General features: G+C 64.1%; 5 protein-coding genes. 2 read left to right on the top strand and 3 right to left on the bottom strand.

Translation table 11 applies throughout. The features are described from left to right. Nucleotides 1-131 precede the first annotated feature (131 nt). The gene (locus tag JQ633_RS25270; RefSeq protein WP_433995693.1) at nucleotides 132-1,754 is read right to left on the bottom strand and encodes an ABC transporter substrate-binding protein; all 1,623 of its coding nucleotides are present in this window, start codon (nucleotides 1,752-1,754) and stop codon (nucleotides 132-134) included. A gap of 237 nt (nucleotides 1,755-1,991) precedes the next feature. Here JQ633_RS25270 and JQ633_RS25265 point away from each other — a divergent pair, with 237 nt between their 5' ends. Further along, complete coding sequence (locus JQ633_RS25265; protein ID WP_211987798.1) at nucleotides 1,992-3,599, top strand: ABC transporter substrate-binding protein; 1,608 nt, start codon at nucleotides 1,992-1,994, stop codon at nucleotides 3,597-3,599. Nucleotides 3,600-4,048: 449 nt separating this feature from the next. Here the strand turns inward: JQ633_RS25265 and JQ633_RS25260 are convergent, their stop codons facing one another. Beyond that, nucleotides 4,049-6,277 (bottom strand): CHASE2 domain-containing protein, encoded by a 2,229-nt coding sequence (locus JQ633_RS25260; RefSeq protein WP_211987797.1) that lies wholly within the window; start codon nucleotides 6,275-6,277, stop codon nucleotides 4,049-4,051. A 189-nt stretch (nucleotides 6,278-6,466) separates the two neighbouring features. On the opposite strand from JQ633_RS25260, the gene JQ633_RS25255 reads away from it, so the two are divergent. Further along, nucleotides 6,467-7,621, top strand: coding sequence for a tetratricopeptide repeat protein (locus JQ633_RS25255; protein ID WP_211987796.1), 1,155 nt, complete (start codon nucleotides 6,467-6,469; stop codon nucleotides 7,619-7,621). Nucleotides 7,622-7,623: 2 nt separating this feature from the next. Here the strand turns inward: JQ633_RS25255 and JQ633_RS25250 are convergent, their stop codons facing one another. Beyond that, nucleotides 7,624-13,059 (bottom strand): VCBS domain-containing protein, encoded by a 5,436-nt coding sequence (locus JQ633_RS25250; RefSeq protein ID WP_211987795.1) that lies wholly within the window; start codon nucleotides 13,057-13,059, stop codon nucleotides 7,624-7,626. Nucleotides 13,060-13,635 lie beyond the last annotated feature (576 nt).

The raw sequence follows: 13,635 nt of genomic DNA, 5'->3' as shown, positions 1-13,635 counted from the left end.
AGAGAGGAGTGTCCGCGGAGACAACCCCTCACCCCGCCTCGCTGCGCGAAGCCACCCTCTCCCACATCCGCCTTCGCCAAAGGCTACGGCGGACATGAGGGAGAGGGTGCACTGAGCAAGCCGCTAGTTCCTCACGGCGCGACCGTGACCGGCGAGAAGTCGACGAACCAGCTCTTCGGCTGCACGAAACCCTTGATCTTCGGGCTCATCGCACGCGGCGCGACGTCGTGGGCGACGTAGAGGAACGCCGCGTCGTCGACCGAGGCCGCATGCAGCTCGGCGAGCGCCGCATCGCGCGCCGCTGGCTCGAAGCTCTGACGCGCCTTCTTCACCAGCTCGTCGAACTTCGGATTGTTGATGAAGCCCCAATTGTTGGAGACCGGCGGTGCCATGCCCGACTGCAGGAAGCGCACCAGCGCGAAGAACGGATCCATTGCCGCATAGGTGACGTTGGTGGCGTTCGAGCCGTTGGCCGTCGGATCCTTCGCGCCGCGCCTCCAGTTGGTGAACAGCGTGTTCCACTCGATGACGTCGAGCTGCACATCGAAGTAGCACTCGGCCAAAGCCTGCTGCAGATATTCGTTCATCGGCAGCGGCAGCATCTGGCCCGAACCCGAGGCCGAGGTCTGGATCTTGACCGTCAGCTTCTTGCTCGGACCGAAGCCGGCCTCCTGCATCAGCTTCTGCGCGGCCGGCTTGTCATACTTGATCTGGAAGGTCGGGTTGCCGCGCCAGGGATGGCCGGGCTCGAACGTGCCGGTCGCCGGCACCATCAGGCCTGCGAGCAGGCCGTCGCGCAGTCCTTCGCGGTCGATGCAGAGATTGGCGGCCTTGCGGACGCGGATGTCATTCCACGGCGACCCCTCGACGCGCGAGAACTGCCACGGCCAGACATGCGGCTCCTCGTTCGAATACAGCGCAAAGCCGCGCTGCTTGATCTCGGGCAGCGCGTCCGGCGCCGGCGCCTCGACCCAGTTGACCTGCCCCGACAGCAGCGCCGCGGTGCGCGCATTGGCCTCCGGCATCGGCAGCAGCACCATCTTGTCGGTCTTCGGCACCCGCGCCTTGTCCCAATACTTGTCGTTCTTCACCAGCTCGAGCCGCTCGCGCGGGGTGAAGCTCGACATCTTCCAGGGGCCGGTGCCCGAGGCGTCCTTGGCGAACGCCGCCCATGCAGCCTGCGACTTCGCCTTGGCGTCGGCGCCTTCGGCCTTGTCGTAGAACTGCTGCCACTTGGTCGGGCTCGCCATGAACAGATTTGTCAAATTGATCGGCAGGAAGCTGTCCGGCTCCTTGGTGGTCAGCTCCACCGTCATGTCGTCGATCTTGCGTGCCGAGACCAGCGTCGGCATGCGCGAGGCGGTGACGCCGACCTGGCTCGGGTCGAATTGCGGCGCGTCCTGCTTCAGCACCTTCTCGACATTCCAGACCACGGCATCGGCGTTGAACGGCGAGCCGTCATGAAAGCTCACGCCGGGGCGCAGCTTGAACACCCATTTGGTCTTGTCGGCATCGTCGACCTTCCACTCGGTGGCAAGGCCCGGAATCATCGCGCTGGCCTTGTCGGCCGACGACAGGTCCCACATCGTCAGCGCGTCATACATCGTGAGGCCGGTGAAACGGTTGCCCTCGAATCCCTGGTCGGGCTGGCCGAGCGTGCGCGGAATATCGGCAGCCGTCATGCCAATACGCAGCACGGTCTCGGCGCTGGCGATCGCCGGCATCGCTGTGGCCAGCGCCATCGCCAGCAGCATCGCTGTCGCATTGGTCTTCTTGTTACGCATCTGAGCAACCCCTTTTGTGACCCTTGCTTGGGTGATTATTTCTTGGGCAAGCGTATGCAATGCGTGTGCCAAGGGGAATAGTTAGTCAGCGAATATCCGCGGGGCGCGTCATTTCTTCCCACCTTACGGCCGAACCACGCGATGATGCCTATTCTGGCATCATGCTTGCAAGCTTCGGCTCCGACTTCCCATCAACGGAGCCTTTGTATGCGTGCGCGCAATTCGATCCTGATGGCGGCCATGGCGCTTGCCTTGACCGCGGGCTGGCCGGCGATGCCGGCGCGAGCGGAATCCGTCGTGCGCTACGGCATCTCGATGGCCGACATTCCGCTGACGACAGGTCAGCCCGATCGGGGCGCCGGGGCCTATCAGTTCACCGCCTACACGATCTATGATCCGCTGGTCGCCTGGGAGATGGACGTCGCCGACCGCCCGGGCAAACTGGTGCCGGGCCTCGCGACCGAATGGAAGGTCGACGACAACGACAAGACCAAATGGCGCTTCAGCCTGCGCAAAGGCGTCAAATTCCACGACGGCAGCGATTTCAACGCCGACGCCGTGATCTGGAATCTCGACAAGGTGCTCAACGACAAGGCACCGCAGTTCGACAAGCGGCAGAGCGCGCAGGTCAAGACCCGGCTGCCCTCGGTCGCGAGCTACGCCAAGATCGATGACTTCACCGTCGAGATCACGACCAAGTCGGTGGACTCTTTCTTTCCGTACCAGATGCTCTGGTTCCTGGTCTCCAGCCCCGCGCAGTATGAAAAGCTCGGCAAGGACTGGGACAGGTTCGCCAGCCAGCCCTCCGGCACCGGACCGTTCAAGCTGACAAAACTGGTGCCGCGCGAGCTCGCCGAGCTGACGAAGAATCCGGATTATTGGGACCAGAAGCGGCGCGCCAAGGTCGACAAACTGATCCTGATCCCGATGCCGGAAGCGCTGACCCGCACCAACGCGCTGCTGGCCGGCCAGGTCGACCTGATCGAGACGCCGGCGCCCGACGCCGTGCCGCAGCTCAAGGCCGCCGGCATGAAGATCGTCGACAACGTCACGCCGCATGTCTGGAATTATCACTTAAGCGTGCTGCCGGGATCGCCCTGGACCGACATCCGGCTGCGCAAGGCGCTCAACCTTGCGATCGACCGCGACGCGGTGGTCGGCCTGATGAATGGATTGGCAAAGCCCGCCAGGGGCCAGGTCGATCCGTCGAGCCCGTGGTTCGGCAAGCCGAGCTTCGAATTGAAGTACGACGTCGCGGCCGCCAGGAAGCTGGTGGAGGAGGCCGGCTATTCCAGGGACAAGCCGCTAAAAGCGACCTTCATCATCGCCCAGGGCGGCACCGGGCAGATGCTGTCGCTGCCGATGAACGAATTCCTGCAGCAGAGCTTCAAGGAGATCGGCATCGACATCGACTTCAAGGTGGTCGAGCTCGAGACGCTCTACACCCACTGGCGCAAGGGCGCTGCCGACGAGATGAACGCCGGCATCACCGCCAACAACATCGCCTATGTCACTTCGGACCCGCTCTACGCCATCGTGCGCTTCTTCCATTCCGGCCAGGTTGCGCCGGTCGGCGTCAACTGGGGCGGCTACAAGAACCCGAAGGTCGACGCGCTGATCGACGAGGCCAAGCAGACCTTCGACACCGCCAAGCAGGATGCGCTGCTGGCGCAGGCGCACGCGCTGATCGTCGACGATGCCGCGCTGGTGTGGGTGGTGCACGACACCAACCCGCACGCGCTGTCGCCGAAGGTGAAGACCTTCGTGCAGGCGCAGCACTGGTTCCAGGATCTGACGCAGATCGGGCTGCAGTAGCTTCTTCGTCGCGCGGACCTCTCCGCACGTCGTCCCTGCGGAAGCCATCTCCCCCGTCATCCTGAGGAGCGCGCACATGCGCGCGTCTCGAAGGATGAATCGGCCCCACTGCGACCACGTGGCGAAAGCCGGGCCTCCTTCGAGGCTCGCAAGAGCTCGCACCTCAGGATGACGGATTGGACAGCGGCGCAGCATAGCCAGAGTCGTCCCTGCAAAGGCCCCATAACCACAAATAGCGAAGCGTAGGGTGGGCAAAGGAGCAAAGCGACGTGCCCACCATCACGAGCAGAGCAAGATGTGGTGGGCACGCTTCCGCTTTGCCTACCCTACGGCCTCTCGTAGCCCGGATGAAGCGAAGCGAAATCCGGGGTCGCTCTCACCGCGGATAGTCCTGCCCCGGATTGCGCTTCGCTCCATCCGGGCTACGCAACCTCGCGGAGTTGTGGCGCTTACTTGGTCAGCAGCGCGAAGGCGCCGTTCCAGTCGTCCGGCGGCGGCTGCTGCTGGAAGGTGCGGATGCGCGCTTCGTAGAGATTGTAGAGATATTGCAGCGTCTGCGCCTCGTCGGTCCTGCGGCCGCGCTCGATCGCGGCGAGTGCGCCCTCCCAGTCGCGGCTGCGGTAGCAGGCCAGCATCTCGATGGTCAGATTGCGCAAGCGCTGGAAGCGGCCCGAATGGGCGACCTCCTCGCGGCCGGCGATCGCGTAGATCACCTCGGGCTCCTTCTTGCCCTTGACCATGATGAAGTCGAGCTCGAGGATCGCGAACCTGTCCTTCACCGCGAGCGCAGTCGTCGATCCCACGATGATCGGGAAGCCGTATTCCTTCGACTGCCCTTCCAGACGCGAGGCGAGATTGACGCTGTCGCCGAACACCGAATAGTCGAAGCGCACGTCGGAGCCCATGTTGCCGACCACGCAGGTGCCGGTGTTGAGGCCGACGCCGATGTTGAGCGGCACATAGACGTGGCCACCCTCCTGCGCTTCCTCCTCGCGCTCACGGTTGAGCGTATCGACCCGCTCCAGCATGTCGAGCGCGGCCTCGCAGGCGTTGATGTGATGCTCCTTGTCGTCGAGCGGCGCGTTCCAGAACGCCATGATGGCGTCGCCCATATACTTGTCGATCGTGCCCTTGCGCGCGAGGATCGCGTTGGAGAGCGGCGTCAGGAAGCGGTTCATCAGCGCGGTGAGGCCCTGCGGGTCGCTCTTGTAGGTCTCCGAGATCGAGGTGAAGCCGCGCATGTCCGAGAACATGATGGTCATGTCGCGCTCCTCGCCGCCGAGCACCAGCCTCTCCGGCGCCTGTGCCAGCTGCTCGACCAGCGCCGGCGACATGTAGCGCACGAATTGCGTGCGGATCTGCCGGCGCTGCTGCTGCTCGCGCACGAAGCTGGCGAAGATCAGCGTGAGGTAGATCGCCGTGGTCGATAGCAGCGGATAGGTGAAATCGATCAGCAGCCGGTAGTTCATGTAGAAGAACCAGGAGGTGCCGATCAGGACCGACGCGAAAAGACCGCCGACCAGCACCAGCGTCACCGGACCGAAGCGCGGCGCGAACGCGATCACCAGAAGGCCCATGATGATGGCGCCGAGGAACTCCAGCACGATGCCGTAGCCCGGCTGCTGCACCACGCCTCCGGTCAGCGCGCTCTCCAGCAGTTGGGCATGGATCTCCACGCCGGGCATCACTGATGACGCGGGCGTGGCCTTGATGTCGTTCAATCCGACCGCCGAAGTCCCGATCAATACCAGCTTGCCGGAGATCTTGTCGGCTGGCACCTTGCCGTCGAGCACATCGGTCGCGGACACATAGATCGACGGATCCTGCCGTGCGAAATGCACCCAGAGCCGTCCGTTGCGATCGGTCGGGATCTCCAGCCCCCGTAGCGCGATGCTCTTGATCCCGGCCTCGTCGGTCTTGATCAGCACCGTTGGCGTCGTCGAAACCACCCGCAGGAGCTCGAGGCTGAGCGATGGCATCAGCTTGCCTTGCGCCAGCATCAGCATCGGCACCCGCCGGATGAGGCCGTCTCGTTCGGTCCTGATGTTGAACAGGCCGCGCCCGGCCGCGGCACGCTCCAGCACCGGCACGTTTCGCAGGAGGCCGGGAAACTGGTACAGGAACGGCTCGGCTTCCTTGCCCAGGGTCGCAAACCCGGTCGTCGGCAGGGTTTCGTCGAGCTCCGACCTGACTTCCGCCAGTCCGGTCTCGCCGAGCACGACGCGCGACCGGCGGATTGCGTCGGACAGGATCTGATCGTTGGTCGGCAGCTCGCGCAGTCGTGTCCGGGTGACCTCGTCGATGAAGCGCATCTGCCCCGCGACCCTGTCCGGGTTGAGGCGGTCCGGCTCCGAGAACACCATGTCGAAGCCGATCGCGACCGCGCCGAGGCTGGTCAAGTTGATGATGATGTCGGCGATCGTAGTCCGCGCCCATGGCCACTGGCCGAGCTTGGCGAGGCTCTTCTCGTCGATATCGACGATGGTGACCGGACGGATCGTCTTCTTGCGGGGATCGATGCGCTGGAAGGTGTCGAAGACGCGGATCCGCAATTCCTCGACCGGCGGCGGATCGAGCGCGCGCAGTGCGGCAAAGCCGATCAGCAGCACGACGCAGGACAACCGCGCGTAGCCGAAGCGCCGCCCGAACCACCTTCGCACTGCCCTCAGCCGCTTCATGCCGTCTGGATATCACGCCGTGCCGGATTGCGGCACCGGTTTTTCACCGGGCGCTTCAGCCAACGGGCCAGCCGGAGGCGAAGGCGGGGCGCCCGGCATGCGTCAGCCGGTCCGCACCCTTCACCGCCAACGCCGCTTCGTCTATGAAATCACGGCTACACCTGATCATGGGTACCGATGCCTGACAACTTGAGCGGGACGCTCCCACAGCCTGCGGGCCGCCATGCCGGCATTCGCGCGCTGCTGCGGGCCGGCAAGAACGACGATGCGATCGTCCAGCTGTGCGCGATCACCCTGCTCCATCCCGACGACCTCACCGCGAAGGAATTGCTGTTCGACGCATTCTTTCAGAAGCGCGATTGGGCGCCGGCACTGACGCTCGCCGAAGAGCTGAGCCGGCGCCAGCCTGACAATGCGCGGCTGGAAAAGGCGCGGATTGCGACGCTGACCAACCTGAAGCGCTACGACGAGACGATCGTGCAGGCGTTGCGCTATCTGGAGCGGCACGGCGACGATCTCACGGTTCTGGACACGCTGAAGGTCGCCAGCTTCTACCTCGGCAAGATCGACGACGCGATCCGCTACGGGCAGCGCGCCCTCGACCTGCGGGATGCCGAGGCCTGCCGCAACCCGCCTCCGTTCTCGTTGAAGCAGCCGCAGGGCCCACCGGCCGGCGCGAACGTCATCTCGTTCTCATTGTGGGGAGCCGCGCCGTTCTATGCCTATGGCGCCATGATCAACCTCGTGCTCAGCCGCACGGTCTATCCCGGCTGGACCTGCCGGTTCTATGTCGATGACAGCGTGCCGCCGGCCTGTGTCGCGTTCCTGCGGGACAATGGCGGCGACGTCCGCGGCATCGAGGACGAGTATCCGGGCGTCGGGCTGTTCCAGCGCTTCCTGGTGATGAACGATCGCGCCGTCGGGCGCTTTCTCGTGCGCGACTGCGACTCGCGGCTTTCCGCGGCGGAAGCCGATCTGGTCCAGCAATGGATCGACAGCGATTATCCCTTTCATGTCGTGCGCGACCACGTCATGCACAACGAACTGATGATCGGGTGCACTTGGGCGGGACGCACCGATTGCGGGCTCGACATCGTCGAGCTGATGCGAGGATACTTCCACGCCGGTCCGACCGCAAAATATGGCCACGACCAGCGCATGCTCGGCCTGATGCTGTGGCCGCTGATCCGCAGCCAGTGCCTGGTCCACGACAGACACTACCGGCTAGACGGCGTTCACACGCTGCCGCTTGCCAGGCGCAACGGCCATTTCGGCGCCGGACACCAGAATCTTGCCGCAGTGCTCGCCGAGGTCGATCAACTCGGCATCCCGCGGCTGCCCTGACATCAGGTGATCACGCCGGGATGCAGGATGAAGTCGTTGACGTGCAGGCTGCTGCGAGTGACATTCGAGAGCTTGATCGTGTCGCCGAAATCGAGATGGATCACCGTGTCGTTGCCGACCTGCTCGACCGAGGCGTTGTCGTTGATCCACGCATTGAAGGATTCGGTATCGCCTGCGTTGAACGGCATGCTGTCGAGCAGATCGATCTTGTCCTGACCGGGCGTGAAGTCGGTGATGGTGTCGTTGCCGGTGCCGGTCCTGAACACGAACTGATCCGCGCCCGCACCGCCCGTCAGCGTATCGGTGTAGCCGGTCGCAAAGATCACGTCCTTGCCGTCGGTGCCCTGCAGCGTGACGTCTCCCTCGCCCGCCACATTGAAGATCAGGTTGACGGTGTCCTTGACGTTGAAGCCGTCATTGACGGTCAGCGTGATCTTGTCGCTGAGCGGCGGGTTCGCGCCGGGGGCGTAGGTCAGGCCGCTGTCCAGCGTGCCGTTGATGTCGACCAGCGAGCCTGAGTCGCTCGAGGGCGTCACGAAGCTGCCCGCGGAAGCCGCCGCGGTGAACCCAAAGAGTTCGCCGGATCCGGCATCGGCGTCGGAAACCGACAATCCGCCGATCGTGACCGTCTGGCCTTCCTCGAAGATATACAGGTTGTCGGTCGCAATCAGCGGCGCATGGTCGACGCCGACCGTCGTATACAGGTAGCCGGTATCGTGGCCGTTGTGATCGATGCCGTCGCCATCGTTGAGGGCGAACTCCACGGTGCGCGCGCCGCCTGCCGGATTGCCGTCGATACTCTGGAAACGGATCGCCTCGATCAGATGCGCGACGGCGGCGCTTGTGGCGTTGCCGTTCAAGTCGATCGCCGGGTCGACACTGTCGCTCAGCGTGCCGATCGCGACCGCCTGGCCCGAGCCGAGACCATCGGCATCGAACATCACGGTGGTGCCGGACACCGAGATATAGTCGTCGGTGGCGACCGTCAGAAGATCGCCGTCGTGCCTGCCCTCCACGATCGACGCCGACAGCGATCCGCCGTCGAAGTTGCTGCTGTCGATATCGTTGACCGAGACGCTGTGAACGAGAGGCACCGCATCGCCATCCGGGACGAAGGGCTGACCGACATCCTTGGCACTGACGACAGGCGCGTCGTTGGTGCCGTTGACCTCGATGGTGATGACCTGCGTCGTGCCGTCGGCGGTCGTCACCGTGAGCGTGTCGTGCTCGATCTGGCCCGCAGCCAACTGGTCCACGCGATCGTGGACCAGGGCATAGGTCCAGTGGCCAGTGTCCGGGTCGAAGGTGAAGTCGCCATATGTACCGGTCAGGGCCGACTGATCCACCGGCTGGAAATAGCTCTGCTCGGGGTCGACGTCCTGCACGCTCAACGTGCCGCTGTCGACATCGTTCGCGATGGTCTGGCCGCTGGGGATGACGACGTGGTCGTCCTCGTACACGGCGCCAGTGATATCGCCGGTGATCGTCGCCGGGTGATTGCCGTTGACATCGACCGACGTCGTGAAGGAGCTCGAGTCGTTGTCGGCGCCGCTGCCGTCGTGCAGGGTGAACGTCACAGTGCGCGTGCCGGCTTCCGGCGCCGTACTGGTGTTCTCGAATTCGATCGCCTGCGCCAGGGCAGCGACCGCCGCAGCATCGGCGTTGGCGTTCAGGTCGACCGTCAGGCTGTCGGGGCTGCCGGTCATCGTTCCGATCAGGACGGCGCCCTCGCCGCCGATGCCGTCGGCATCGAACAGAACGTTGTTGGCGGCGTCGACAAAGATGTGGTCGTTGCCGACGATCGTCAGCGTGTCGCCGGCGTGGCCGCCGCCGGTCACCGCCACAGTCAGCGAGCCGCCGTCGAAGACGACATCGTCGACATCCTGGGCCGCGACGCCGCCTGCCAGCGCAACAGCGCCCTCGCCCGGCACATAGGTGCTCGCCAGGTCGCTGCCGGTTAAGATCGGCGCATCGTTGACGCCCACGACCTTGACGGTGAGGTGTCCGTAAGCTCCGAGCGCACCGTCGAAGGCCTGATAGGTGAATTGCTCCACCCCGTTGGCGCCGCCGGGCAGGGCCGCGACCGCCGCAGCCTGCGCAGCCGTCACGCCGAGCGTGTAGGTGTAGGTTCCGGTCAGCGGGTCGACGACGAGTTCGCCGTAGATTCCCTCGACCGTGAACTGACCGGACGTCGCGGCCACCTGGCCGACGCCGGTGATCGAGAGCGTATCGTGTTCGGCGTCGCTGTCATTGGCCAGCAGATTTCCGCCGACACTGCCGGTGTTGCCGGGAAGCGAGGCGACATCGTCGGTCGTGATCGGAGCGTCGTTGGCGCCGGTCACGTCGATCGTCAGCGTCGCCGTTCCGACGCCGCCATGCGCATCGATGGTCTCGACGGTGAACGTATCGGTATAGTGACCGGCCGCGAGCGCATTGATCGCCGCGGCGTCCGGAACATAGGTGTAGCTGCCGTCGGCATTCACCGTGAGCGAGCCGTAGAGGCCGGTGACCGCGGTGTTGACCGGATGGTCGGTTGCATCGAGCGCCGCATAGGTCAGCGTCGCGGTCTCTCCGTCATCGACGTCGTGCCCGTGGAGTGCGCCGGTGAGCGAATTGAAACTGTCCTGGGCCGCGGTGTCGGTCAGCGAGCCGGCGTTGACATCGGCGAGGGTCGGCGCGTCGTTCGACCCGTTGATCGTGATGGTGATCGTCTGGGCGGTCAGTGCACCGTGATTGTCGGCGAGCTGGACCGTATAGGTCAGCGTCAGCGTCTCGCCGACGGCGAGGTAGTCGAAATTGTGATCGGCGGCCGAGAACGACCAGCCGCGCGAACCGGTGACGCCACCGGTCGAATCCGTGAGCGCCCCGAGCGACAGCCAGCTCAGCACCGTCGCGTGATTGGCGAGACCCGTGGCCGCGCCGGCCTCAGTCACACCGGTGATGGTCAGGCTATGGGTGTCGCTCAGGTCGGCGTCAGCGAACGTCACCGCACCCGAGGCCGTGTCTGTTTGCGTCGAGCCGGTGGTGCCGGCAATCTCGGTGATCGCCCCGGTCTGTGGCGCCGAGGTGATGACGGGCGTGTCGTTGGTGCCGGTGATGGTGATCGTGACGGGCACGGTCACCACGCCGCCCTGATGATCGTCGATCTGGATCTGATAGGTCAGCGTCAGCTTCTCGCCAACGGCGAGATAGTCGAAATTCCGGTCGGCGGCCGAGAAGGTCCAGGCGCGCGATCCCAGCACGCCGCCCGTCGAATCGATCAGCGAGCCCAGCGACAGCCAGCTCAGCACGCTCGCCTCATCGGCAAGGCCGGAGGTGACGCCCGATCCGGTCACTCCGACGATCGTGACGTCGTGGGTGTCGCTGACGTCGAGATCGACGAAGGTCACCGTGCCGGATGCGGCATCGAGCAGTTGCGAGCCCGTCACCCCGGCGGCTTCAGTGATCGCGGCCGTCTGCGCCGGCGAGGTGATTACCGGCGTGTCGTTGGTGCCCGTGACCGTGATCGTGACGGGCAGCGTGATGACGCCGCCCTGCTGGTCGTCGATCTCGATGGTGTAGGTCAGCGTCAGCGTCTCGCCGGCGGCAAGATAATCGAAACTCTGGTCGGCGGCTGTGAACGTCCAGTCGCGCGATCCTGTCACGCCATCGGTCGCATCGGTCAACGCCCCCAGCGACAACCAGTTCAGCACCGTCGCCTGATCGGCGAGGCCCGAGGTGACGCCGGCCGCGGCGACGCCGATGATGGCCACCGTGTGGGTATCGGTCAGATCGGCATCCGTGAAGGTCAGCGTGCCGCTCACCGTATCCGGCACGGCCGAATGCATCACGCCCGGAATTTCAGTCATCGCAGCGGTCTGCGCCGCAGACGTCACGACCGGCACGTCATTGGTGCCGGTGATCGTGATGGTGAAATCCTTGAAGCCGGTCTCGTTGCTCGGTGCGAAATTGTTGTCGACGCGCGCCGTGTAGGTCAGCACCAGGGTTTCGCCGGCGGCAAGAAAATCGAAGGCGCCGTCGGCGACGCTGTAGGTCCAGGTCGCGGCACCGACATTGGTGTTGCCCGGGTTCTGCTCGACGAGCAGCGGGGCCTGGACCGCCTTGATCGCGGCAATCTGCGCCGCCGTCAGCGACGAGGTGACGTCATTGTTCGCTGCATCATGATAGGTGAAGTCGGTGAAGCTCGCCGTGCCGGTGGGCGTATCGCCGCCGTTAACGTCCAGCCATTTGATCTGGTTCACCACCGTATCGAGCAGCCCGCTATGGGTCAGACCGGCCCGCTCGGTGAAGCTCTCGTTGAACGTCGCAACCGCCGGCGGTCCGGGGATGTGGTCGGCTAACGCGCCCGAGGCGTTGCCGTGGTCCGATCCCTCGGGAAGGACGCGCAGAAGGATGGTTTGCGTGACGGTGTCGCCGCTTGCCAGCTTGAAAGTGCTCGTGATCGGGACGACGCTGTCGGTGAAATTCGTCGTCAGCTTGGTGTTGGGATTGTTGTTGTCGGTGAACTTCAGCGCGAAGACGTCGGAGATCAGCCTCTGCGCGTCGGCCGACAGGTTTGCGGAGGAGATGAAGCTGACACTGCCCTGGCCGTTGACCACGGTCTGGGTGCCGGCCTGATCGACGGTCGCGATCGGGTTGAGCGTCGTCTTGTCGAACAGGATGTAGGAGCCGGTGGTGCCGTCGGGCTCGACCAGCACCTGGAACTTGGCCGGCGGCACGCCGCCGGTGCCCTGCACGTCGAAGTCGATCTCGACCAGCACCGCGGTGCCGCGAATGCCCATGGTCGCGACCGGCGTGTCGACCTTCATGTCGCCATGCTTGGCGGTCGCGCCGGCGACGAAGGAGATCGTGCCCTGCACGAGGCTGAGCAGCGCGGAATTGCTCGACCCGTTCGGGTCGTAGACCATCTCGTTCAGCACCATCTTCGCATTCGGCCCGAGGCCGAACACGGTGCCGTCGATGAAGGTGATGCCGAGCGTCGAATCGGAGCCGGACTGGACGACGTCGCCCTTGTTGACGTTATCGCCCTGGTTGAGGACGATCGCGACGCCGTTGCGGATCGCGGTGGCGTTGCCGTTCAGCTTGGTGACGTGGCCGATGACCTTGGCCGAATCGGGCGCGCCGCCGGCCTGGGCATATTGGGTGTATCCGGTGAGTGCGTTGACGAGGTCGCCGGTGAGATGCGCGCCGTCGGGCGATGCCAGCGCCGCGCGCTTCTCGCCCTTGAAGTAGTCGTGCAGCACCAGTTCGCGGTCGTCCTTCGACAGCACGAGGTCGGGGCCGGCACGCTTGAAATCGGCGGTGAAGAGGAATTTGCCGTCCTCGACGACGATTGCGCCCGGCGGTGCGTTCGCCGACAAATTGTCGACATGCACGGACCCACGCGCGTGAGCGTCCAGCTTCGGTAAAAAGCCGTCGAATTTCTCGACAAAGTTCACCGGGGGGTCACCGCAATGAGGTTAATATTACGTAGAATATGCAAAGAACTAAGCTTGCATATCATCGGAGAGGACCGGACGAAACCATCCTGTTCTTGTGCCGGCCGCCACTCGCCGTTTGCGTGTGACAGAACGATCGCCGGTCCTTCGACCTGATCGCGTGTATTGCGGATTTATTCGGAGGTAACGAGGGGTGGAATCCGAGCCTGAATTCGTATTGATCCACGTATTCGTGGTATTGGCTGGCATTTCTCTACTTCACCTCTATTTCGTCCGGGATATCGGACAGGATTTGAGCCCAATTTTCCGCCTAAAGCTGTGAATTGGTTTACAAATCTTACGATTTCCGCGCCGGCCCGCCGGTTAACCAGACGGCCAGTATTAGACGGTGGATAGCGGTAAAAGGTTCGGAATCTCTCGTTCACAAAATCAGTAAAGTTTTCGGGACTCGACCGATGCGCCCTTTAGGGTCTTTCCGGCTTTCCTTACATATTAAGTGGATTTGAAGCGGCGTCTGCCACGCTGACGGACATGAAAATGATCCGGTCGCGTGCGCGGTAACAGTATCCCGCCGAA

The sequence above is a fragment of the Bradyrhizobium tropiciagri genome (assembly GCF_018130505.1).
GTDB classification, from domain to species: Bacteria; Pseudomonadota; Alphaproteobacteria; order Rhizobiales; family Xanthobacteraceae; genus Bradyrhizobium; species Bradyrhizobium tropiciagri_B.
Note: the sequence above shows the minus strand (reverse complement) of the source record. Positions and strands in the feature narration are given on the sequence as shown.

Excerpts from the sequence above, each read along its gene's own strand:
- JQ633_RS25270 (WP_433995693.1), bottom strand. The coding sequence starts at position 1,754 with ATGCTGCTGGCGATGGCGCTGGCCACAGCGATGCCGGCGATCGCCAGC.
- JQ633_RS25265 (WP_211987798.1), top strand. The coding sequence starts at position 1,992 with ATGCGTGCGCGCAATTCGATCCTGATGGCGGCCATGGCGCTTGCCTTG.
- JQ633_RS25260 (WP_211987797.1), bottom strand. The coding sequence starts at position 6,277 with ATGAAGCGGCTGAGGGCAGTGCGAAGGTGGTTCGGGCGGCGCTTCGGC.